At 45.0% G+C, this 25101-nt stretch carries 20 protein-coding genes; 18 read left to right on the top strand and 2 right to left on the bottom strand.

Features of this window, described 5'->3' with window-relative positions:
• The first annotated feature begins 1 nt into the window (after window position 1).
• From secA to DVB69_RS00975, 12 genes are all read left to right on the top strand, one after another.
• Complete coding sequence (gene secA, locus DVB69_RS00920) at window positions 2-2509, top strand: preprotein translocase subunit SecA (protein ID WP_116015660.1); 2508 nt, start codon at window positions 2-4, stop codon at window positions 2507-2509.
• Between the two features lie 39 nt (window positions 2510-2548).
• Window positions 2549-3650, top strand: a protein-coding gene (gene prfB, locus DVB69_RS00925; protein WP_116015722.1) for a peptide chain release factor 2 whose coding sequence is annotated in 2 segments (ribosomal slippage) — window positions 2549-2620 and window positions 2622-3650 — 1101 coding nt in all. Because the reading frame shifts where the segments join, the coding sequence is not laid out codon by codon here.
• A 143-nt stretch (window positions 3651-3793) separates the two neighbouring features.
• Window positions 3794-4243 (top strand): hypothetical protein, encoded by a 450-nt coding sequence (locus tag DVB69_RS00930; RefSeq protein WP_116015662.1) that lies wholly within the window; start codon window positions 3794-3796, stop codon window positions 4241-4243.
• Between the two features lie 314 nt (window positions 4244-4557).
• A complete protein-coding gene (gene cccB, locus DVB69_RS00935; RefSeq protein ID WP_370452901.1) occupies window positions 4558-4884 on the top strand; it encodes a cytochrome c551 in 327 nt (108 codons plus the stop codon).
• Window positions 4885-5160: 276 nt separating this feature from the next.
• On the top strand, window positions 5161-5847 hold the full coding sequence (ftsE, locus tag DVB69_RS00940; RefSeq protein WP_116015666.1) for a cell division ATP-binding protein FtsE: 687 nt from the start codon (window positions 5161-5163) through the stop codon (window positions 5845-5847).
• Window positions 5837-6721, top strand: a complete 885-nt coding sequence (gene ftsX / locus DVB69_RS00945) for a permease-like cell division protein FtsX (RefSeq protein ID WP_116015668.1) — start codon at window positions 5837-5839, stop codon at window positions 6719-6721. Before ftsE ends, ftsX begins: the two co-directional genes overlap by 11 nt.
• 37 nt (window positions 6722-6758) lie before the next feature.
• Window positions 6759-8117 (top strand): murein hydrolase activator EnvC family protein, encoded by a 1359-nt coding sequence (locus tag DVB69_RS00950; RefSeq protein WP_116015670.1) that lies wholly within the window; start codon window positions 6759-6761, stop codon window positions 8115-8117.
• 189 nt (window positions 8118-8306) lie between these two features.
• On the top strand, window positions 8307-8957 hold the full coding sequence (locus tag DVB69_RS00955; protein ID WP_116015672.1) for a hypothetical protein: 651 nt from the start codon (window positions 8307-8309) through the stop codon (window positions 8955-8957).
• On the top strand, window positions 8954-9532 hold the full coding sequence (locus DVB69_RS00960) for a TlpA family protein disulfide reductase (RefSeq protein ID WP_116015674.1): 579 nt from the start codon (window positions 8954-8956) through the stop codon (window positions 9530-9532). Before DVB69_RS00955 ends, DVB69_RS00960 begins: the two co-directional genes overlap by 4 nt.
• Before the next feature lie 277 nt (window positions 9533-9809).
• Window positions 9810-11258 carry a S41 family peptidase gene (locus DVB69_RS00965; RefSeq protein WP_233505292.1) on the top strand — a complete coding sequence of 483 codons (1449 nt, stop codon included), beginning with the start codon at window positions 9810-9812 and terminating at the stop codon, window positions 11256-11258.
• A gap of 105 nt (window positions 11259-11363) precedes the next feature.
• The gene (locus DVB69_RS00970) at window positions 11364-12533 is read left to right on the top strand and encodes a PDZ domain-containing protein (protein ID WP_116015678.1); all 1170 of its coding nucleotides are present in this window, start codon (window positions 11364-11366) and stop codon (window positions 12531-12533) included.
• Window positions 12534-12557: 24 nt separating this feature from the next.
• Window positions 12558-12818 (top strand): CsbA family protein, encoded by a 261-nt coding sequence (locus tag DVB69_RS00975; protein ID WP_116015680.1) that lies wholly within the window; start codon window positions 12558-12560, stop codon window positions 12816-12818.
• Window positions 12819-12913: 95 nt separating this feature from the next.
• Here the strand turns inward: DVB69_RS00975 and DVB69_RS00980 are convergent, their stop codons facing one another.
• Both DVB69_RS00980 and DVB69_RS00985 read right to left on the bottom strand, forming a co-directional pair.
• Window positions 12914-13222: an AzlD domain-containing protein gene (locus tag DVB69_RS00980; RefSeq protein WP_116015682.1), complete on the bottom strand. Its 309-nt coding sequence runs from the start codon at window positions 13220-13222 to the stop codon at window positions 12914-12916.
• Window positions 13222-13944, bottom strand: a complete 723-nt coding sequence (locus tag DVB69_RS00985; RefSeq protein ID WP_116015684.1) for an AzlC family ABC transporter permease — start codon at window positions 13942-13944, stop codon at window positions 13222-13224. The genes DVB69_RS00980 and DVB69_RS00985 overlap by 1 nt, the downstream gene beginning before the upstream one ends.
• Before the next feature lie 120 nt (window positions 13945-14064).
• Here DVB69_RS00985 and DVB69_RS00990 point away from each other — a divergent pair, with 120 nt between their 5' ends.
• From DVB69_RS00990 to DVB69_RS01015, 6 genes are all read left to right on the top strand, one after another.
• A complete protein-coding gene (locus tag DVB69_RS00990) occupies window positions 14065-14694 on the top strand; it encodes a TVP38/TMEM64 family protein (RefSeq protein ID WP_116015686.1) in 630 nt (209 codons plus the stop codon).
• Window positions 14695-15125: 431 nt separating this feature from the next.
• Complete coding sequence (gene addB, locus DVB69_RS00995; protein WP_116015688.1) at window positions 15126-18626, top strand: helicase-exonuclease AddAB subunit AddB; 3501 nt, start codon at window positions 15126-15128, stop codon at window positions 18624-18626.
• Window positions 18595-22311, top strand: a complete 3717-nt coding sequence (gene addA, locus DVB69_RS01000) for a helicase-exonuclease AddAB subunit AddA (protein ID WP_116015690.1) — start codon at window positions 18595-18597, stop codon at window positions 22309-22311. Before addB ends, addA begins: the two co-directional genes overlap by 32 nt.
• Window positions 22308-23489, top strand: a complete 1182-nt coding sequence (locus tag DVB69_RS01005) for a DUF418 domain-containing protein (RefSeq protein ID WP_233505293.1) — start codon at window positions 22308-22310, stop codon at window positions 23487-23489. Before addA ends, DVB69_RS01005 begins: the two co-directional genes overlap by 4 nt.
• A 58-nt stretch (window positions 23490-23547) precedes the next feature.
• The gene (locus DVB69_RS01010) at window positions 23548-24447 is read left to right on the top strand and encodes a fumarylacetoacetate hydrolase family protein (RefSeq protein WP_116015692.1); all 900 of its coding nucleotides are present in this window, start codon (window positions 23548-23550) and stop codon (window positions 24445-24447) included.
• Between the two features lie 78 nt (window positions 24448-24525).
• Complete coding sequence (locus tag DVB69_RS01015) at window positions 24526-24897, top strand: YisL family protein (protein ID WP_116015694.1); 372 nt, start codon at window positions 24526-24528, stop codon at window positions 24895-24897.
• The last annotated feature ends 204 nt before the right edge of the window (window positions 24898-25101 follow it).

The following is a 25101-nucleotide window of genomic DNA, read 5'->3' on the forward strand; positions in this document are numbered from 1 at the left end:
TATGCTAAGCGTATTGAATAAAATGTTTGATCCGAATAAACGTGATTTGAAACGACTAGACAAGATTGCTGATCAGACTGAAGCACTTGCTACCCAAATGGAACAGCTTTCTGATTCTGATTTGACTGCAAAAACAGCGGAATTCCAGAAACGCGTAAGCGAAGGGGAATCCCTAGACCAGATTCAACCGGAAGCATTTGCGGTTGTCCGTGAAGCGGCTCGCCGTGTGCTCGGATTGTACCCATTCCGTGTGCAAATCGTGGGAGCAGCAGCTCTCCATGAAGGTAACATTGCGGAGATGAAAACTGGTGAAGGTAAGACGCTGACGTCAACTTTAGCAGTATACTTAAATGCCCTCGACGGCAAAGGCACGCATGTCGTTACTGTCAACGAATACTTGGCTTCTCGTGACGCTGAGGAAATGGGACGGTTGTATGAGTTTCTTGGAATGACCGTTGGCTTGAATTTGAACAGTTTAGGTAAAGATGAAAAGCGTGATGCGTATCTTGCAGACGTAACGTATACGACGAACAACGAGCTCGGCTTTGACTACTTGCGCGACAACATGGTGTTGTACAGCGAGCACAAAGTACAGCGTCCGCTTCATTTTGCTGTCATTGACGAAGTTGACTCGATTTTAATTGACGAAGCTCGAACTCCGCTTATTATTTCGGGGCAAGCTGCGAAATCAGCAGAATTGTACCGATTGGCGAACCGTTTCGTGACAACGTTGAAAAAAGAAGATGACTTTGCGTATGATGAATCGACTAAAGGTGTAACGATGACGGAAGCTGGTATTGAGAAGGCGGAGCAAGCATTCAGTATCGATAACTTGTTTGACTTGCAGCACGTCACACTCAATCACACGATTAATCAGTCATTAAAAGCGCATGTAAGTATGCATGTTGACGTAGACTACGTCGTACAAGAAGGCGAAGTAGTTATCGTCGATTCGTTCACAGGTCGTCTAATGAAAGGACGTCGCTACAGCGATGGACTTCACCAAGCGATCGAGGCAAAAGAAGGACTTGAAGTCCAAAACGAATCGATGACGCTTGCGACAATTACATTCCAGAACTACTTCCGGATGTATGACAAGTTGTCTGGTATGACGGGTACTGCAAAGACGGAGGAAGAGGAATTCCGCAACATTTACAACATGAACGTTGTAGCGATTCCAACGAACCGTCCGATTACCCGTGATGACCGTCCAGATTTAATCTTCTCTTCAACTGAAGGAAAGTACAAAGCTGTTGCGGATGACATTAAAGAGCGACACAAAAATGGCCAGCCGGTTCTTGTCGGTACGGTTGCGATTGAAACGTCTGAGATCATTTCGAACTTCTTGAAGAAGTACGGGGTACCTCATAACGTGTTAAACGCGAAAAACCACGGTCGTGAAGCAGAAATTATTGAACAAGCAGGTCAGCCAGGTGCGGTTACAATCGCAACAAACATGGCTGGTCGTGGTACGGACATTAAACTTGGTGACGGCGTTCAAAATGTTGGTGGGCTTGCAGTTGTCGGTACCGAGCGTCATGAATCTCGTCGTATCGATAACCAGTTACGCGGACGTTCTGGTCGTCAAGGAGACGCGGGTATTACTCAGTTCTACTTGTCACTAGAAGATGAATTGATGCGCCGTTTCGGTTCAGAGCAAATGAAAGGCATGATGACGAAACTCGGTATGGATGATGAAACACCAATCCAATCGAAAATGGTCTCACGCTCAGTTGAATCTGCTCAGAAACGGGTTGAAGGGAATAACTTCGACTCCCGTAAACGATTGCTCCAATATGATGATGTGTTGCGTCAGCAGCGTGAAATCATTTATAAAGAACGGAATGACGTACTCGAATCAGACAACGTCCGTCCAGTTCTGGAAGCGATGATTGAACGTGTCATCGAAAATTCAGTAGCCATTCATACGACTGAGGAAAAACAAGAAGACTGGGCACTTAAAGCTCTTGTTGACTATTTAGGCGCGAACTTCTTATCTGAAGACCGGTTAACGGTTGCGGATTTAGAAGGGAAATCGGCACAAGAATTGACGGATTTCATCAAAGCAGAAATCATTAAACGCTATGATGAAAAAGAAGAGGAAATGTCCGAAGAGAAAATGCGTGAGTTTGAGAAGGTTGTACTACTTCGTGCAATTGATACGAAATGGATGGACCATATTGATGCGATGGAACAGCTCCGTCACGGGATCCACTTGCGTGCATATGGACAAAACGATCCACTTCGTGAATACCAAGCAGAAGGATTCGGCATGTTTGAAGAAATGGTCAATGCCATCGAGTCAGATGCTTCGAAATACGTCATGAAGGCGGAAATCCGCAACAACCTGGAGCGTGAAGAAGTTGCGAAAGGGCAAGCGGTGAATCCGAAAGAAGATGGCGAGAAAACGGTTAAGAAACCAATGCGTCGTTCCGTCAATATCGGTCGTAATGACCCATGTCCTTGTGGCAGCGGGAAAAAATATAAGAACTGCCATGGTCAAGAGTAATCTGGCTGTGAACCTGAATTTTTGGAGGAACCAATTATGATAGAATTATCAGATGTACGCAACGAGCTCGACAAAACAGCTAAGAAATTAGTGGACTTTAGGGGGTCTCTTTGACTTAGAAAACAAAGAGGCACGTATGCAGGAACTCGATGAAATGATGATGGACCCTACATTTTGGGATAACCAAGATGCAGCGCAAGTGGTCATTTCAGAATCGAACGCACTCAAAGACAGCGTCGGTGAGTTCCATGCGATGAGTGAAGAGCAAGAAAATCTTGAAATGACAGTCGAACTGTTGAAAGATGAGCCAGATGAGGAGCTCCAAACTGAACTAGCGAGCGAATTAAAGGCGTTCTTGAAACGTATGGAAGACTTTGATTTGCAAATGCTTCTAAGTGAAGAATATGACAGCAGTAGTGCTGTTCTAGAAATTCACTCTGGCGCTGGTGGTACAGAGTCTCAAGACTGGGCATCTATGATCTTACGGATGTACACACGCTGGGCAGAGCAGCACGGATATAAAGTGGAAACACTGGACTATCAAGCGGGCGACGAAGCTGGCGTTAAATCCGTAACACTTTCTATCAAAGGTCACAATGCGTATGGCTACTTGAAAGCTGAAAAAGGCGTTCACCGTCTTGTTCGGATTTCACCATTTGACTCATCAGGTCGTCGTCATACGTCATTCTCTTCTGTTGAAGTCATGCCTGAATTCTCAGGTGACGTGGACATCGATTTGAAGATGGAAGACGTTAAAATCGATACGTACCGCTCAAGTGGTGCAGGTGGACAGCACGTTAACACGACAGATTCAGCTGTCCGTATGACTCACCTTCCAACAGGTGCAATCGTTACGTGTCAAACAGAACGTTCACAGATTAAAAACCGTGAACGCGCTATCAACTTGTTGAAAGCGAAAATTTATCAGATCCGTGTGGAAGAAGAAGAAGCACGTCTTCTTGAAATCCGCGGAGACCAAAAAGAAATTGGTTGGGGAAGTCAGATTCGTTCTTACGTATTCCACCCGTATTCAATGGTTAAGGATCACCGTACAAACGAAGAAACTGGTAACGTTGGTGCGGTTATGGATGGAGAAATCGATCCATTCATCAATGCATTCTTACGTTCACGTATTTCGTAATAGCGTAATAAATTTAAAAGCGAATAGCGAGGCTGTTTTCGAAAATCACAAAAATGTGATTGAAGGCAGCCTCGCATTTTTCTGTAATTAGATGTAAATCGGTTCCTGTATACATAGAATAATTCTTTTTTGGAGGTGAAAACTTGTTCTTTAATAAGAAAGAAAAACCAATTCAAGTGCTCTATAATGTTGAACTCTTTACAAACAAATCCACGGATGACGACACGTTACAAGCGTGGACGGACCAGCTGATGGACGCCGCTGAGAATGTCGGGACAGCTGAATGGATCATTGCAGAAGAATACAACCCCCGGCAACTTGAAATTCTTAAGGAACGGTTTCCAACTGTAGATCAGCAGCAGCCCTTTTTTCAAATTAATGAAATTGATTACACGGCAATTCAAGAAGAAGTGGAAAAAATGGAAAGTACTCAGAAATGGCGCAAGTTTTTCAAATTAATTCCTTTAGGCGTTTATCTCGATATTGAAGACCGTATTGTTACAGATGCATCGAGAGCGCTCCTTTGTACGAATGATTTGGATGAAGCCGAACGTTTTTTAGTGGAACATGCGAAGATCGATAATTTAGGATGAATAAATATCAGCAAATTGGTCAGCCTAAAGAGGAACAGAGCTGAAAAGAGAGACAGTCTTTTCGGTCAATTAGATGGAGGGTGAAGGAGCGGTATTTAAGTAAGTGTTGAATACAAATTTGAGCTCGATTAAAACTAATTGTTCACCAAAACATGTTTGATTTTCGGGGAATAGGGAATTCTAAATAGAACAAGTTCGTCCCAAGTTGGGTATTCGACACGGTTTTGTAACACCATTTAAGCGGAAACGAACTTTTTTTGCTATACTAGGAAAGCAAGTAATTCATTTAATCGAAGGAGGAACTATTCATGAAATTGAAAAACAAATTCTTAGCAACAATCTTTGGCGCTGCACTTGTACTTGGTGCTTGTGGTGGCGGCGGAGATGACAAAGCTGGAGACAAAGATTCGGCTGCTGGCAACGTAGACGCGGACAAAGTATTCCAAGCGAACTGTGCATCTTGTCACGGTGGAAACTTGGAAGGCGGTGCCGGCCCAGCACTAGCTAATATTGGTGGAGAGCTTTCTGAAAGTGAAATCCACGACACGATCGAAAACGGTAAATCAGGTGGAATGCCTGGCGGTCTCATTAAAGGGGACGACCTCGACGCTGTTGCTAAATGGCTTTCTGAAAAGAAATAAGCTATTTCAACTTAGTTGAACGTATGACAAACATAAAAGACAGAAGCGAGCTTAGGCTGCTTCTGTTTTTTTGTTTGTGTTTTTACATAGGAAATGACGTATGCAATCTTCGACAATGAATCTATGCGTCTACCAAAAACTAGGGGGTAACATTACAAGATTGTTGAAACGCGATGAACATTTTAGAGGAAATGAAATATTCCTGTAATACTGTGTAGGTTTATATCTGTTATACTTAAAAAGCTGGAGAAAAGTTTTTAATCAGGTGGTTACAAAATGATAAAAATGAAAAACGTGTACAAAAAGTATCCCAACGGAGTCGTTGCCGCAAATGGTATAAATATCGACATTAAACGTGGAGAATTCGTTTACGTAGTGGGGCCGAGTGGCGCAGGTAAATCAACATTCATAAAAATGATGTATCGTGAGGAAACCCCAACAAGCGGACAGATTTTCATCGATGGAACAGACCTGGGTACTTTAAAAAACAAAGAAATCCCGTACTTGCGAAGACAAATAGGGGTCGTGTTCCAAGACTTCAAACTGCTTCCGAGGTTGAATGTTTATGAGAATGTGGCATTTGCACTTGAAGTGATTGAAGAAACACCTACGGAAATCCGTAAAAAAGTGACGGATGTTTTAGCGCTGGTCGGATTATCCCAAAAAGCGAGAATGTTTCCTAACGAGTTATCAGGCGGAGAACAGCAACGAGTTTCAATTGCTCGTTCGATTGTCAATGAGCCTAAAATGGTAATTGCAGACGAACCGACAGGAAACCTGGATCCGGATACGTCGTTAGGCATCATGAACATCTTCGAAAAAATCAACAACCGTGGGACGACCATTATCATGGCGACACACAACAAAGATATTGTGAATAGTATCCGTCATCGCGTTTTGTTAGTAGAAGGCGGGATGATCACACGAGATGAATATGAAGGGGTTTACAGTTATGAAGGGTAGAACGCTAAGCCGTCACTTCCGGGAGAGTTTTAAGAGTCTCGGACGAAATGGCTGGATGACGTTCGCCTCCATCAGCGCCGTTGCTGTTACTCTCCTACTTGTGGGTAGTTTCATTGTTATGATGATGAATTTGAACAAGATGGCAGATAACATCGAAAACGACGTGGAAATTAAAGTGGTTGCGGACGCTGCAGCAAGTAATGCGGCCGTAAAAGAGTTGCAAGAGAAAGTTGAAAAGATTGACGGAGTCGCAAGTGTCGAATTTGCTTCGAGAGAAGATGAGTTGGACAAGGTTATCAAGTCGTACGGTAAAGAACTCTCACTCTACAAACAAAGTAATCCATTAGGAGATGCCCTTTATGTAAAGGCGGTAGATCCACATAATACGGCTGCAATTGCAAAAAAGATCGATACATACGAGTACACAGATGAAGTTGTCTACGGAGCAGGAAAAGTCGAGAAATTGTTCAACGTCGTTAAAATTAGCCGGAATGTCGGATTGATATTAATACTAGCGTTGCTGTTTACTGCGATGTTCCTCATCTCCAATACAATTCGTTTGACGATCATTGCACGTGGTCGAGAGATTGAAATTATGAAACTTGTGGGAGCGACCAATAATTTTGTACGTATTCCATTTATTTTAGAAGGCATTTGGCTCGGAATCTTCGGATCGATTCTTCCAATGGCCGGAGTTGCCATTGCCTATCAACAAATCCATGCTTACTGGCAACCTAAATTGGTTAATGAAATGTTCCAATTGTTAGATCCGGTTCCATTCATCATTCAGGTGGACGGTCTTCTGTTGTTCATGGGTGTGTTCATTGGTGTGTGGGGCAGTTTGATGTCCGTACGCAAATTCTTGAAAGTCTAACTAGCCGATTCGTAGTATTGAAAGGGGAACTGGGACTGTGAGAAAGAATAAGGGATTGCTATTATCATCCTTGGGGGTGTTGTTACTTTCAACAACATTATCTGGAACAGTAGCATCAGCAAGTTCGTTGAAAGATATGCAAAATGAGCAAAAGGTACTACAACAAAAGCAAAATGAGTTGAACAAGGGCATTCAAAACAAATCCAACGAGATTAATAAAAAGCAAACTAAGAAACAATCCATTATGGAACAAATTACAAAGTTGAATGGTGAAATCGATACGAATAACGAAAAGATTCGTGACGTTAAGGAAAAGATTAGCCAAACAACTACTGAAATCACAGAACTTCATGCTTCTATTAAAACATTAGAAAAGCGGATTAAAGAACGTGATGAAGTATTAAGAGAACGTGTTCGTACGATGCAGGTGAAGGGCGGAGACGTCAGCTACCTGGACGTACTTCTTGGAGCGAACAGCTTTTCGGATTTCATTGACCGATTCTCAGCAGTTTCTACATTGATGGATGCTGACCGTAAAATCATGCAACAGCAAGAAGATGATATGAACCAGCTTGAAGAAGAAAAACAAATGGTAGAGACTAAACTTGCTCAGCAAGAAGAGCGTAAAAACAAATTGACTGACCTTAAGAAAAAGTTTGAAGCGCAAAAAGTTGAGAAGGACAAGCTGGTCGATCAACTAGAAGCTGAACAAGCTAAACTTTCTACTGAAAAAGAAGGCTTGGAAAGCGAATCCCATGAAACTCATGAACTTTCTGCAGACCTTGTGAACAAGATTAGTGCTGAACAAGATCGTTTGGCAGAAGTTGCACGTCAAGCAGAATTGCAACGTAAACGCGAAGCCGAGGCGGCAGCGAAAGCAGCAGCTGCACGAAGAGCTCAGCAGGCAGCTAATAAAGCATCAAGTTCATCTAGCAGCCATACGTATACACCACCAGAAACAACTGCACCTCCTGTTTCCAGTGGCTCATGGACTCGTCCAGCAAGTGGTCCACTCACATCATCATTTGGTTGGAGAATGCACCCGATCTTCCATACACAGAAGCAACACCGTGGACAAGATATCGGGGTTCCAATTGGTACAACAGTCGTTTCTGCGGCTGAAGGTGTCGTGTCCCATGCAGGACCAATGGGCGGATTCGGTAACGCGATTATGGTTACACACTCCATCGACGGAAAAATCTTTACATCTGTTTACGCACACTTGTCTAGTATCGGAGTGAGCACAGGACAGCACGTTGGTAAAGGTCAATTCATTGGGAAATCAGGAAGTACAGGAAATTCAACAGGGCCCCATTTGCACTTTGAAATTCATGTAGGTAACTTCTCTGCATCCGGTCCAAGTGCCGTGAACCCGTTACGTTATGTATCCTTTTAAGTAACACCTTTATAAGTTCTATTTCCGGTTTTCACCTGTCACAAACATCTTAGGTTCAGGGAACACGGACTAAACGGAAAGGCTCGCATATATGCGAGCCTTTTTCTTTAGGTAATATAAGAGGACTTTGTGGTTTTGATGAGCAATTTACGATACCATGAGAGGTATACTGGACTAAAGGAGAACCCCATGCCTGTCACTGACTATTTTCTACTATGGAAGGTTACTGTGCCTTCTTCTTGGATCGCAGCTGTCATTGGATTTATCCTCGCATGGCTCGCTGTTAGAACGAAACTTGGTAAATCAGCTGCGGATTTATTTGTGGATGCACTTTTTACCACTATTATTATATGGAAGCTGTCCGTAATTGTAACGGACTTTGAAACGGTACGCCGTGCACCCATGGCCATCCTCTATTTCAACGGAGGTATGTTTGGATTCCTTTTAGGAATTCTTATTGCTGCTTTGTTCTTTCTTTTTTCTCGCAAGCTCAATTCGCCAACTGTTAGCCAAGCACTTTTGTTAGGGATTATCAGTGCACAAGCGGTCTATCAGGTGATGATGGCTCTACTGAATGAGGGAACGCTTATAACAAGAGTAATCACAATCGTTATGTTCGCAGTGATCGCTATTCTTGCCTTTATTCATACGGAAAATGAACGTGTACCCGTTGTTTATGCTACAGGGTTGTTTGTAGCAGTCCACGCATTCATTGCTGCCCTACAGCCTGCTGGATTTATGGGCATTCCTTTTTCTGCGACGGTTATCTCGAGCATGTTAGTAGTAATAATTTCTTGGCGTTTCACACAAGGTAAGGAAACAGATGGAGGGATACGATGAATAAAAAGTGGATTGGGTACGCAATCGCAATTCTTTTGATTGGTACAATGATTGTCATGATGGTGAAGTCGAATTTGGATAAACCCGAAGTCATCGATACGGCTAATACGGAAGCGATGTCCAAAAAAACTGCTGGATCAGGACTAGAACAAGGCGACACACCGCCAGACCTTGAACTTGAGACGTTGACAGGCGATAAAGTTCGTCTTTCAGATCTAAAAGGAAAAAAAGTTATTTTGAACTTCTGGGCCACTTGGTGCCCGCCATGTAAAGCAGAAATGCCACACATGGAAAACTTCTATAAGAAATTAAAACCTGAAGACAATGTAGAACTCGTTTCCGTCAACTTAACCACTGCCGAAAATCGCGGACAAAAGGCAGTCGAAGAATTCGCAGATGCGTACGAGTTAACATTCCCAATCTTGCTCGATACGGAAGATCTCGGCATGACGGACTACAAAGTATTCTCGATTCCAACGACATACATCCTGAGGACTGATGGCACCATCGATAACCAAATCGTTGGCCCTATGGACGAAAAAATGATGGAACAGCTAGTGAAGGACGTTGAGTAAAGGATTTTGAACTAAATGTTTTTCTTTTATCTCTTTTATTCAATGAAAATAATAATTCCAACCGTTCTCGTTGATTGAAGCGTTAGACGGCGACTCCTAGGGGATCAGCGAAGATTGAAGACCCTGGACAGAGCGAAGCAAAGGAAGCGGCTGAAATCGAGCCCCCTGGAACGCGTCCGTCTGAAGCGCAAATCAACACAGTTTACACTATTTTTAATTCCCGGCCCATGCTTGTCGTAACCATCTACCCTCTTTCATATAGTGGAAAGAGGAGGGGATGGTGACGATGCGTAGGAGCCGGGTTTTTGCGTTCGGTATTTTAGCCGCAGTTGCGGTTTGTCTTGTATTGGTGTTGGATGGCTGTGGGAAAGGTGAGGAAAAGGTTCACACCTCGAGTGGAAAGTTTGGCGTCATTGACGAAGCATACGACGTCATTACGGGGAATGCGGTGTATAAACTTAAAGATGATGAGTTGATCGAAGGGGCATTGCGAGGAATGGCAGACGTGATCGGGGATCCGTATTCGACCTACTTGACGAAAGAAGAGGCTGCGTCCCATAAAGAATCGCTTGCAGGAGAACGGGTGGGTATTGGTGCTGAAATCACTCGGACGAATGGTAAGTTTGTAATTGTTTCACCTGTAAAAGGCTCGCCTTCTGAAAAAGCTGGATTGCTTCCTTATGACGAACTTGTTCAAATTGATGGGGAGCGAGTGGACGGATTAACACTGAAAGAAGTCATTAAACAGATCCGAGGTAAGCAAGGGACATCCGTGAAACTCGTGGTCTATCGTCCGGAATCCGGTAAGCACGTGGAAATGTCGATTGAACGAGATGTCATTCCAGTCCACACAGTGACATCGGAAATATTGGAAGAACGAGGAAAGAAAATTGGTTACATAGGGTTGACGATGTTCGGGGAGGACAGTGCGAAAGAGTGGCAGGCGGCGACAGAGTTACTCGTCAAGGAAGGTGCGGAAGCATTGCTTATTGATGTCCGTGGGAATCCTGGAGGATATTTACACGCCGTCGGTAATATCGCAGGGAGTATGCTTCCTGAAGATACGGTATTTGCCTATATGGAAGACGTAAAAGGGCAATTGACTCCCCTTGTGACAGAAGCGTCAAAAGAGATAACGTACAATCCGAAATTGCAGGCTCTTCCGGTTGTCTTGCTACAAGACAAAGGTAGTGCTTCTGCGAGTGAAGTATTGAGTGGTGCGCTTCAGGATCTAGGTCGTGGGTTCATTGTCGGGACGACGAGTTTTGGTAAAGGAACCGTGCAGGAGACGATGAAACTCTCAAATGGCGGAGAAGTGAAACTGTCGACTCATAAGTGGTTGACGCCGAAAGAACGATGGATTCATACGGAAGGAATCACAACGGATCTCGAAGTGAAGCAAAATAGCCTGTTCTCGGAGCATTTCAGAGTCATTGCAGAGGTTTATAAAGAACAGCAGTATCACGATGATGTGGCGTATGCACAGCGATTGTTGAAATCGCTTGGATATGATCCAGGGAGAGTAGACGGTTTCTTTGATGAGGGAACGGGCGAAGCTCTTGCTAAATTCATGGATCATGAAAAGGTAGATTCGTCGGGAGATATGGACAGCAAGTTCTTCCAGACGTTGAAGGATAGTTCAGAGGCCTATCGGAACGATCGGGCGAACGACGAACAGCTGTCGATGGCGATCGGATATTTACACCATAAGTTGTCCGGTAAGTGATCGATTTGCCCTACACGTAAATAACAGTCTGTCGCGACTATCCATTCCATTCCAATCTTTGTTACAATAGAAGAAAAGCAGGATTGGATTGGAGTGTGATAGAACGTGTCTGAGAATTGGTGGTTTGACGTCTTACGTGCAGCAGCAGTCTTTTTCCTAAATCCACTATTCTGGCTAATTCTCCTCGTTGCGGTTGCGCTCGGATATATGAGGGTGAAGCGGGAGCGGAAAGACTTCAACATTCGTAAGTTGCCGGGACTCACGGAATTGAGACGGCTCCTTGCAGATTCATGGGTGCATGCACTCATTTTGTCCGTCCTGCTAAGTGGGATCGGATTAGTGACAGATGCAGGATGGATTGTGCTGTTTTCCATCGTCATGGTTATTGTTCTGATCAGTTTTTATTACCAATGGGGGTCACCAATTTACACAACGGCAATCGCATTTTTCGGATTGGTGGTGTGGCAGAAATTTGGTGGATCGTTTTCGTACCACGGATGGTCGCTGCAAGACGTGGATTTACTAGACCAATTGGCGATAACGATTCCGATTATCGCAGGTCTTTTACTAATTGCAGAAGGACAGCTTATCCGGAAATCCACAGTGAACTATGCATCGCCCCATTTGGAAAAGACGAACAGAGGACTACGTGCTGCCGTCTTCAAAGTAAAAAAGATTTGGTTGTTGCCGGTTATTTTGCTAGTGCCGGGTGATATGATTTCAGCATATGTGCCGTATTGGCCACAGTTTACGCTAGGTGCAGAAACATTTAGCTTTGTTCCAGTGCCGGTGTTGATTGGCTTTAGCCAGATTGCACGCAAACGTTTTCCAGATGAACTCTTTCCGAAGCTTGGGGTGTCGGTAATCTGGAGCGGAATCGCTGTGACGATACTTGGATTAGGTGCACTCTTCGAGCCATTGATTGGCTGGGGAGCATTGGTAATCGGTGTCGTGATTCGCACAGTATTGACGATTGCAGTAGCCGTGCAAGAACGTAACGGTGGTTACGCAGCATCGCCGAGTGCGAGAGGTGTAGTCATTGCAGGGGTTCTTCCTGGTTCGCCTGCTGAGAAGCTCGGATTGAAGCCAGGTGAAGTCATACGTGCGGTGAACGGCATGCAAGTCGCGAACGATAAAGAGTTATATGATGCGATCCAAGTGAATGCTGCACATTGTCGCTTGCAAGTAGCGGATCGAAATGGAGAAGTCCGTCTTATGCAACAGGTGTTGTATCGTCATGATCATTATAAGCTCGGTTTGTTACTTGTTAGATGATAGATGGAGAGGAGGCGGTGTCGAGTGGAAAGTTTAGCAACAAAACTCGTGATGGCGTTGTTCATTCCTGGCATTCTCGTTGTGTTCTTTACGCGGGTCACGTTTCATCAACTAGTCGGATTGGTATTGACGATCGCACTTATCGCCGCCTCCGTCTATGCAGGGTATACGCATAATTGGATGCTGTACGTGGCAGACGCGTTATCGTTGACAGTCGGATTTTGGTATGCAAATCGAATGGTTGCGAATGCACAACGTCGATCCAATGAAAATCTCCATGAATAACGAAAAAGCCTTGCACAAGTGTGTGAGGCTTTTTCGTTTCTTCTATTCTATAAGTATGAGAACCATGATTTTGGGGTATGGTAGGTTCAAAGGGGTTACATGAACAGACTATAGATTGCGAGTACACCGATAGTGCCAAGGACGACAGTCATCAGTCCAAAGCCAAAGATTGCTATGAGAAATGCGGTGACGGCGCCGATTAATCCGAAAAATATGTTGCCTTCCTGTACATAGAATACTGCTGGGAAAATGAGAGCACCGAGCACGGCGTACGGGATGTTACTTAAAATTCCTGTAACGAGTGGAGGGAGCTTTTTTCCATCAAGAATTGTAAGTGGGATCATACGTGGAATATATGTCACGAGCGCCATACCGAACAACATCCACCAATAAGTTGGACCCATTAGCTCTCCTCCTTTTCAATTACTGGAATAAGGGCTCGACCGTACTTTACATAGAGCAGCTCGATAAGGACGGAAGAGAGCAAGGTAGAAGCAAGAATGGCCCACCCTGTCGATAATAATTCGGTATAATAAAAGATACAGTGCAAGATTGCAGCAACACTTGCAAGTAAGACAACTTTCCGATTGCCTTCCATAGATGGGACAAGTAAAGCGATGAAGAGGGCATAAAGTGCAATGGACATGGCGGCTTGCAGGAAAAGTGGTAAATTGGCGCCAATGACATGCCCAAGGGCAGTGAAAACGACCCAGCTTCCGTAGGCGATGACGATAACGCCGAATGCATGTCCACTCGATACTTTTTCTTGTTTACTCGTTGCGATAACAGAAAAGGTTTCATCCGTGACGCCGAACGCATAAGCCGCTTTGACGGGCTTTGGTGCGGGTTGCATCTTTTCATTCAGCGAAGCCGTCATAAGAAAGTGGCGGATGTTAACGATGAATGTATTCATGACGATTAAAAATGGATCGACGCCAGCAGTAATCAAGCTGAGCGATATGTATTGTGCGGCGCCGGCAAAGACGAAAATACTCATCGCGGTCGCCTCAAACAGCGAAAGACCGGTTGTCTTTGCAAGTAGACCGAACGTAAGCGCAACGGGAAAGTACCCGATGGCAATGCTGAGACCGGCACGAAGGCCGTTATTAAATTCACTGCGTTCCATTTCGCATCCCAGCTTTCTAATGATTTTCAATACTAGTGATTATACTATATTTGCTATAGACAACAAGACTGAATCTTTGAATGGTTAAAAAAAGAGAGAATAAGGTTGGGGTGACTCGAGATGCAAGAATGGTTAAGTGTGGATAAAGTTATCGAACTTGCAGAACAATATAAGGCATTCGGCCCGTTCATCGGCATTTTACTGCCGTTCATCGAGTCGTTTCTTCCCTTTTTACCGTTGTTTGTGTTCATCTTCGCAAATTCTGCGGCGTATGGATTGTGGTTAGGGTTCATCCTATCATGGGTGGGGACAACGGTTGGTTCCTACGCGGTGTTTTTACTGATCCGAAAGTATGGGCAAAGCCGTTTACTGAACTTCATCACTCGCCATAAAAGAGTGAAGAAGCTTATTTTGTGGGTGGAGAGCAATGGGTTTGGACCATTGTTTTTGTTCATCTGTTTTCCATTTACACCCTCAGCTCTCGTGAATTTGGTCGCGGGACTGTCGAATATGCGGAAGACGTATTATTTGATGATCTTAATGGCAGGGAAGTTTGTCATGATCTTCATGATCAGTTTTGTAGGGTACGATTTGAAAGCGTTGCTGACCCAACCAATTCGAACGGCAATTGTCGGAGCTGTGATTTTGTTATTATGGCTAGCTGGCAAGTATTTTGAGCGCCGCTTGAATAAGAAAGTCGAACGCCATGCGCGGGAATGGGATGGAAAGAAAGACTGGAAGGACAACTAAAGAGAATGATGTGCGCTTCGCCTGGCGAAGCGTTTTTTGATTTGGGACAAATAAGGGGGGGAACTTGTTTGGGTGCTCGTAATGCTGTGAAAGTGATCATAAAGCTGTGAAAGTGATCATAAAGCTGTGGAAGTGCTCATAAAGCTGTGAGAGTGATCATAAACTGCGGAGAGTGATCATAAGTCTGTGGAAGTGCTCAAAAACTGCGGGAAGTGATCATAACCAGTGGAAAGTGATCATAAAGCTATCAAAGTGCTCATAACCCTTTCGCCCACCCCTTATTACTCCGCGACATTTCATCTAACAACCTCCAATCAGCAGCACTTTCATAAATGCGAACATTTATTCGTAAAATCACCTCTCGAACTTTGATTCTTCCAGCGAAAACAATTACAATGAGGAGACAAGTTACAAATGAGAGGGGCTATCTGATGACGCTGCGATTTATAACTGGACGTTCAGGGACAGGAAAAACTTATATGATTGAACAGGAAATTGTAGAAGCGCTTAAACAAGATCCGCTTGGCCAACCGATTGTGCTAATTGTGCCGGACCAGATGTCTTATTCGTTGGAGCATAGTTTGGCAGCCCAATTCGGATTGAACGGGATGGTGCGTGCACAAGTGTTGACGTTCAAGCGTTTGGCTTGGAGAGTGCTACAAGAAACAGGGGGCATCACACGACGCGAAGTGGACGGTTTCGGTTACCGAATGCTCATTCGAAGTGTGCTGGAAGAAAATCGCGAGGACTTCAAATTGTTCCGTCAAGCTGCTGATAAGCGAGGATTTACGGAGCAAGTCGAAGGTGTATTGAAAGAGTTCAGTCGGTATTGTCTCGATCACACAACACTTGCACAGCTCCATACGCAGTTATCCGCAGCATCTGCGCCGCGTTCGTTAGTCGATAAAGCCGGAGACTTGTCATTGCTACTCTCCAAAGTGGAAGAACGTCTTGGGACAACGCACGTCGATAGTGAAGGACATTTAGCAATGCTATCAGGTCAAGTCCAATTTTCTTCCTATATGAAAGAAGCAGATATTTACATAGATGGGTTCGAGTTATTGACGAACCGTGAGCATGAGATCGTCCGGGAATTATTGAAATATGCAAAGCGCGTGACCGTTGCACTCCCGACGGATGAAGAGGGCGAAGCAACAGAGGATCACGAGCTATTTTTCAGTCCAATGCGTACGAAACAACTCATTACGGAAATTGCACGTGAGGAATCTGTGGAAATCGAGTCAGAGGTGCGATTGAGGACCACACAACGTTTTCGGAATCCTGATGTGCTACATCTAGAAGCTCAATTTGATAAGTATCCCGCAACGCAGCAAGTGAGTAGCGGGGATGTTCGGATTATTGAAGCAACGGATCGTCGGGCTGAAATGCACGCTGTGGCACGTTCGATTCGAAAGCTGGCGATGTCAGGGAAACAATATAACGAAATGGCGATTTTGTATCGTCAGCCAGAAGTGTACGATGAATTGATCGAAACGATTTTTCCGCAGTATGATATCCCGGTGTTCATTAGCCAGAAAAAGCCGATGCTGCACCATCCGCTCATCGAATTTACACGTTCAGTGCTCGAGGCAGTCACCGGGAATTGGTCGTATGAAGCGGTTTTCCGTGCTGTGAAAACAGATTTGTTCTTCCCGCATGGAGAAGACCGTCAGATTTGGCGGGAACGTGCAGATCGCTTGGAAAACTATGTGCTGGCACATGGAATCCATGGGCATCGTTGGTTTGACGACGTTCGATGGCGCGTGAAAAAGTATCGAGGACTCGAATTGCATACCGAAGTCCAGACAGATGAAGAACTCGCGATGCAAGCAGAATTGCATAGTGTGCGGGATTTGATTCGTGAACCACTTGAGACTTTTGGGGAAAAGTTGAAAGCGGCAAAAGACGGCAGACAAGCTGCTGAAGCCTTGTTTACTTTCATGGAAGAACTCAATATATATGACAAAATCATTGACCTTCGTGCTAAAGAAGAGCGCGCAGGACGATTGCTTGGAGCGTCAGAACATGAACAGGCATGGACGGGATGGATCAATATCCTAGATCAGTTTGTGCTCATGTTTGGGGATGTCAAAATGGTGCCGAAAGATGCGGTACGGGTACTAGATGAAGGGTTCGATACGCTCGAATTCTCTCGGATTCCACCGTCTCTCGACCAAGTGACGGTCATGACAATTGACCTCGCCACATTCTTAAGTATGGATGAAGTGTTTGTTATCGGGACGAATGATGGCATTTTGCCACAACGAATCGACAATGAAGGACTCATATCCGATACCGATCGACAATGGTTTGAAGCCGTCGGATTTGAACTGGCCCCCTCTGCAAAATCACGATTGATGGATGAAACGTACAAAGCGTATCGTGCGTTCACTGCGGCGTCAGAAGGATTGACGGTGTCTTATCCAATTGCAGATGAAGCGGGGAAAGCACTCATTCCATCGCTTTATATCCCGAGACTTGGTCAACTATTCGAAGGTTTGAAGACAGAGATGGTGGTGACTGATCCGCTAGATTTACTAGAGAATGCGGATGAACTACCTTACATCACCCATCCGAAATCTGCGTTGCCATACGCGGCTGCGCAACTACGTCATGCAGAAACTGCAGGAGGATTATCCCCTCTATGGCAAGCCGTTGTTGCTTATTATGAAGATGACCCACTTTGGGCATCGATTCTCTCTGGAATTCAAGGAAAACGCAAACATGGGACAGATACGGAGCGTTTGACGCCAGACTTAACACATGGACTATACGGTGAAACGATGTCCTCGAGTGTATCGCGAGTAGAATCGTATTACAGTTGTCCGTTCCAACATTTTGCGACGTATGGACTGGGGTTGCAGGAGCGTTCAGAATTCACGTTGGAAGCACCGGCAATCGGGGATTTATTCCACGCGTCACTGAAATGGGTATCTGATGAAATTATGAGGACCGGTGAAACGTGGGCTGGACTAACAAAAGAAGATTGTTTTCGCTTGGCAAGGGAAGCTGTGGACAGCATCGCACCGTATTTCTTCCATCGGATTTTGCTATCAACAAGCAGGCACGTTTACATTAAACGCAAACTGACACGCATTATTCAGAGGACGCTGTTTGCGCTCCGTAGCCAAGCGACTGCTTCAAGCTTTGAACCGATTGCGGTCGAAGTTGGATTCGGTCCTGGGGAGCAGATGCCACCATTGACAATTCCATTGAAACGTGGAGGTCAGATGAATTTACGCGGACGGATTGACCGGGTCGATGCTTCGAACGTCAATGATAAGACGTTTATTCGCATTGTCGATTATAAGTCATCATCTAAAGCGCTTGACTTGACGGAAGTATATTACGGACTGTCGCTGCAAATGCTGACGTATTTGGACGTTGCACTCGAGCATGCTGACGAATGGCTGCACGTGCACGCAGATCCTGCTGGAATGTTATATGTCCACGTCCATAACCCGATGGTTCGTAGCGTGCAAGAACTGACCGAAGAAGCGATTGAAGAAGAGATGTTGAAATCGTTTTCGATGAAAGGGTATGTGCTAGAGGATCTTTCTGTCGTGAAAGAAATGGATAGCGACATTGAACAATCATCGAAAATTATTCCTGCTCGTGTGAAGAAAGATGGTTCGTTCTATGCGACCTCTAAAGTGCTCGCACCAGACGATATGCAATTGCTGCGTGGGGCAGTCCGTTCACGCCATCGTCAAGCGGGCGATGCGATGCTTGCAGGGGATGCACGGGTGTATCCATATCGATTAAAGGAACGGATGCCATGTAACTACTGCCCGTACCAAGGAGTCTGTCAGTTCGACACGACGGATCCGGATGCGAAGTACCGAAATTATGCGGAACTTTCGGCGAAAGAGTCGCTCGAAAAAATGCGGAAGGAGGCTGATGGCGATGCACATACCACCGAAACCGAGTGACGTGACATTTACCGACGACCAATGGAAAGCGATTTACGCGTCAGGGCAGGACATTCTTGTTTCCGCTGCTGCTGGATCCGGGAAAACGAAAGTCCTCATTACGCGTCTTATTGAGAAAGTTTTGGATGATAAAAACCCAATTAACGTGGATGAATTGCTCGTTGTGACTTTCACGAATGCTGCGGCTGCAGAAATGCGGCATCGCATGGGAGCAGCCTTGGAAGAAGCAATCGCATTGCATCCAGAATCTTCTCATCTACGAAAACAGCTCAGTTTATTAAACAAAGCACAAATATCTTCAATGCACTCATTCTGTTTGAATGTCGTGCGGCAATACGCGTACCTGCTCGATATTGACCCGGGATTCCGAATTGCGGATACCACGGAAGCGGCGTTACTGCGCGACGATACGATTGCGGACGTATTAGAGGATGCCTATAGCGCAGAAAATCCTGAAGCAGTATATCGATTGGCGGACAGTTTTACGTCCGACCGGAATGACCAGTCGCTGGAATTATTGATTGATCGGCTGTACGACTATTCCCGTGTGCACCCCAATCCTGAATCGTGGTTGCTGCAAATTCCACAGCAATACGAAATAGGCGATGAGGTCACGATCGATGAGTTGGAATTTATCCAACCTTTGAAATCCGCCATTCAGCAAAAGCTGGAAGAAGCGGCTGCGCTTGCGACAGATCTGCATCGTATTGCAGATTTGCCAGATGGTCCTACACCGCTCATTAAGACGGCGGAAGCGGACTTGGTTTGGATCAACGAAGCCATTCGTTCAATTTCAACTAATACTTGGGAACAAACCCATACGATTTTCCAACAGCTCGTTTGGGTGAAAGCTGGGGCTGTAAAAAAGGATTCGTGTGATGAAGAACTCGCAAAGCGCGCGAAATCATTAAGAGATTCTGTGAAGAAGCTCGTCACGGGAATCAAAGATGCCTATTTCGTGCGCACGCCGGCCCGTCTACTTACAGAAATCCGCTTAATGGCACCGATGATGCATACTCTCATTGAACTGGTCATAGAATTTGGTCATCGCTTTCGCGCAGTCAAAACGGAAAAAGGGATTGTCGACTTTTCCGACCTTGAGCATTTCGCGCTCGACATTTTGACCGACCGGGAAGGGGGCGAACTGGTCCCATCCGATATCGCGATAGACTATCGATCGAAGTTCAAAGAAGTGCTCGTCGATGAATATCAAGATACGAATCTTTTGCAAGAAGCGATTGTCCAATTCGTGAAAAGCGGAACGGAGTCAGACGGCAACTTGTTCATGGTAGGGGATGTGAAGCAATCTATCTATCGTTTCCGCCTTGCTGAGCCGGGATTATTTTTAGGGAAATACGGACGATTTACTGAAGACGCTTTAGATCATGGATTGAAAATCGATTTGAACGCAAATTTCAGGAGTCGTAAAGAAGTATTGGATGCGACAAACTTCATCTTCTCTCAAATCATGGGAGAACGTGTCGGAGAAATAGAATATGACGAAGCTGCAGAGTTGAAATACGGCGCGCGTTATCCTGAAATGGAAACGGCTGCTCATTTGACTGTCCTTTACTCAGAAGAGGAAGAGTTTGAAGATGAAACGGCGGAAGACTTGGAAAATCTGAAGAGTTCTCAGGCAGAAGCGCGTTATATGGTGAAGAAAATCAAGAAGTGGATGACGGACAGACATGAAGTGTCCGATGCATTCAGCGGAGAAAAGCGGCCGATTCGATATAGCGATATTGTCGTTCTTATGCGTTCAATGACGTGGTCCGCTGAAATTGCAGAGGAATTCAAGCGCGCAGAAATTCCTGTTTACGTGGAATTGTCCCGCGGGTATTTCGATGCACTTGAAGTGACGATCATGCTGAATACGTTACGGGTGATCGATAATCCATATCAGGACATTCCACTCGCGTCCGTGCTACGTGCACCGTTTGTCGGGTTGACGGAAAATGAGTTGGCGCAAGTACGTCTAGCTGCGAAGAATGCACCGTTTTATGAAGCACTGAAGACGTTCATTGCAACGAAGGGAACTGGAATGGCGCCTGAAACACAGCAAAAGCTGCAGCGATTCCTGCTCGCGTTTGAAGAGTGGCGGAATTTGGCACGACGAGGCTCATTATCGGAACTCATATGGCACGTTTACAGTGATACGAACTACTATGAAATGGTCGGTACCATGTCGAACGGGAAACAGCGCCAGGCGAATTTACGAGCGTTGCATGATCGAGCGATTGAATATGAGAAGACCTCATTCCGCGGGTTGTTCCGGTTCTTACGTTTTGTTGACAGAATGCAACGACGTGGGGATGATCTCGGGGCGGCACGTTATTTGAGTGAAAAGGAAGATGTCGTGCGAATTATGACGATCCACTCATCGAAAGGTTTGGAATTTCCGAATGTCTTTGTCGCTGGTATGGGCAGGCAGTTCAACAAAATGGATTTCAACGAACCGTATTTGTTTGACCAACATTTCGGTCTTGCGGTGAAAGCGATTGATCCGGATAAACGAATCATGTATACATCATTGCCTTTTCTTGCGATGAAAGAGCAGAAAGAGTTGGAGATGCGTTCTGAAGAGATGCGTATTCTCTATGTCGCGATGACTCGGGCAAAAGAACAATTGGAGCTAGTCGCGACGGTGAAAGACATCGAAAAGTCGGTGACGAAGTGGCAAGATGCACAGCTCGTTGATCCTGGTGAACGTTTACCAGATTACATGCGTTCCCGTGCGAATGGTTATTTGGATTGGATTGGTCCAGCGGTGGCACGTCATGCCGATTTTTCAAAGTTCGGATTGACGCAAGGGGCAATGGTGAAAGAACATCCTTCAAAGTGGAATATCAGTGCACTGCCAGTCTCCTATTTTAGTGAGTCAATGGCTGAGCAGGAGTTCATCGAAGATTTATCCGAAACAGAAGAAGTGCTGGTTCCGGATGTAGATGAATCCCTTCTGGCTGAAGTAACGAAGCGGTTTGACTATGAATATCCTCATCTTGCATCTGTTAAGAAGCGTTCGAAAGTGTCTGTGACAGAATTGAAACGTATTGCCCAACTGGAAGCAGAGTCAACAGCTAATGACTCGTTCGCAAACCTCGATGGTGAAGTGAGCCAAGCTTACTTGCACGCAAGACCGGCTTTCTTGCAACAACGGTCGATCAGTGCAGCGGAAGTCGGAACGGCAATGCATACGGTGATGCAGCATATTGACTTAGGAACAACGAATGATCAGGAAAGTGTTCTAGCGCTTTTGGATAATCTATTGCAGCGACAATTGTTGACCGAAGAAGAAGTGAATGCACTCGATCAGGATGCTGTAGTGCAGTTTGCTAACTCATCGGTGGCAGGACGCATGCAAAATGCAACGCGAGTGTTGAAGGAACTACCGTTCACCTATGCATATGATGGAGCGGATGGAGATTCACAGATTTTACAGGGGATCGCGGATTGCTTGTTTGAGGAACCAGACGGATGGGTGCTGTTGGATTATAAAACCGACCGCCTGAAGGGGCGTTTTGCATCTGAAGAGGCAATAGATGCAGAAATGCGTTTGCGTTATAGCATGCAACTTAGTTTGTACAAAACCGCGATAGAAGCAATTACTCACGTTACGATTAAAGAAATGCTATTGTATTTGTTTGATGAAGGTCGAACATTGACAGTTCAGGAGGAGACAGTTTGACTAGACTACCAACCGGCGATGCCGGACGGATTGAAGCGCTAGATATGCTTCGAGGATTTTCATTAATAGGTATTTTCATCGCCAATATGCTCGTATTCCATTCTCCTTATATGTACATGGATCCGTATAGTTGGTTTGTCGACAATGGAGAAGGACTTCCATTCATGTGGCTGGATATATTTGTAGAAGCGAGTTTTTATCCGATATTTGCGATGCTTTTCGGGTATGGACTAAGTATGCAGTATGAAAAGTCTTTGCTGCAGAAGTCACCATTTGGACCTGTCGCAGTTCGCAGAATGGCAATCCTGCTTTTGTTCGGACTCATCCATGGGTTCTTCATCTGGTCTGGGGATATATTGTTCACGTATGCCATTATGGGCTTCATCATGATCGCACTTGTTCGAGTTCCTCCAAAGTGGTTGTTTTATGGAGCGCTTGCTCTTTATGTGGTACCGAACCTGTTGATTACAGGATTGTTTTACCTAGGCGAGCAATTTTCGGGAGGTACATCACTTTCTGAGTTTGCGGACATTCAGCAGCTTCAGGAATCGATTGAAGTTTATGGCCATGGAAGCTACTTGGCGGCAGTGGCATTTCGTGCAAAAGAGTGGTTAATGATAAGCGGTGCGAATCTATTTTTAACACCAATTATGATTTTGCCACTCATGATGATCGGGGCGGCGTTTGCAAAGTGGAAAATTTTTGAGCGCGCGAAAGAATTGAAGGGCCACCTAGTTGTCGTGGGAATGAGTACACTTGTAATCGGTTTGTTATTAAAGGCACTGCCATTTTTAATTGGCCCTGAATTCTCCATGCAACTCGTTCAAACGTATTTCGGCGGACCGCTCGTTGCAATTGGATATGGCGCGATCGTATTACTGTTTTGCACAAGGCAATGGTTTACGAATATTTTCCGTCCCGTTGCCAAGGCAGGACGCATGTCAATGACGACATATATTGGTCAATCCGTCATTGCGACACTTATCTTCTACCACTATGGCTTCGGAATGTACGGCAAAGTGGATATAATGACTGGAACGCTTATGGCTGTCGGAATCTTTGTCGTTCAGGCGTTGCTCGCGGACTTGTGGTTATCACGCTATAAAATGGGGCCACTTGAATGGGTATGGCGAATCGGTACGTATGGCACAATTTTATCGAATAAAAAGGAGAAGTGACGACATTTGTCGTAACTGTACGTAATGCAAACCAATGATGGAAGGGATGGACAACTCAATGAAACTACTTTCGTTCAAGTATGACGGGAAGACATTATTCGGACCTAAAGTGAAAAAAGAGGAAGCGGTATGGGATGTACAGAAAATTGCGGAGGCAGTTGGAGTGCAGCATTTCCCAACGTCGATTGCTGAAGGCGTTGCAGGTGGCATGGATTTTGTAGAAAAAATCCGTGACTTATGTGAACAAGCAATTACGCATGAAGATGTGGATGCTTTTAAGTATTCCTATGATACAATCGAATGGTTATCGCCAATTCCACGGACTCCTAAAAACGTCCTTTGTGTCGGTAAAAATTACGCTGATCATGCGTCTGAGATGGGTGGAGAAGGTGCTCCCGAGAAAATGATGATCTTCACGAAAGCACACACTGCGATTGCAGCGGACGAACAGAAGTTATCAGTCCATGAAAACGTGACGAATCAGCTCGACTATGAAGGGGAGCTTGCCGTTGTAATCGGAAAAGGTGGTCGTAACATTCCAAAACAGCTCGCATACGATATCGTTTTTGGGTATACAATTGCAAACGATCTGACTGCGCGTGATTTGCAGGCGGAGCGCAAGCAGTTCTTCCTCGGAAAAACGCTTGACGGCAGTTGTCCGCTTGGCCCATACATCGTGACGAAAGACGAGATCCCGAATCCTCATAACTTGTCAATTGTGACAAAAGTGAATGATGACGTCCGTCAAAATGGCAATACAGGTTCCATGATTATTCCAATCGATGAAATCATTGCGGAGCTTTCTAAGTTTGTCACACTTGAACCGGGCGATGTCATTTTGACAGGAACTCCAGCAGGTGTTGGAAAAGCGATGGACCCTCCAAGTTACTTGAAAGCAGGGGACACCGTGAAAGTGTCTGTCGAAGGAATCGGAACACTTGTGAACTACTTTGAGTAAAGGTCCCTTATTTTGCCTCGCTTATGATGTATGGTAAGATAATACATGCACTTAAGACATTTGAATGAGGTGAATAACTTGGAAATTTTAACAAGCTCAACACACTTACACATCTTTTCATGGGTTGTTGGCATTATATTGTTTGTGATTGCTACAGGACAACCACTTGACTCAAAAGGTCGTAAAGTTTTGAAAATGGTATTGCGTGTATTCTACATTTTGATCATCGTTACTGGTGTAGCACTGTTCATTAAACTTATGAGTGGTGACGCTGCATTGTATGGCGTGAAATTCATATTCGGCATTTTGACAATCGGAATGATGGAGATGGTATTAGCACGCCAGGCGAAAAACAAACCCACTCAACTATTTTGGATTTTGTTTATCATTTCAGTATTGGTAACTGTAGGACTTGGTTTCCACTTACCATTTGGTATCCAGCTCTTTTAATATTCTTTGTCGGATGGCTAACTAAGGAGGGTTTCGAATGGTCGGATGGACGGTTTTGCTAGCTGTTTTTGGCATCATGCTTCTATTCGCACTTTCTGTAGTTGTCACATCACGAAAGATGCAATCGATGGAAAACAATGATGAGTTAGAATGAAATCAGGAACCCGCTGAAACGTTTCAGCGGGTTTTGCTATGCCATTTTCA

This window comes from Sporosarcina sp. BI001-red (genome assembly GCF_003384035.1).
In the GTDB taxonomy this organism is placed as follows: domain Bacteria; phylum Bacillota; class Bacilli; order Bacillales_A; family Planococcaceae; genus Sporosarcina.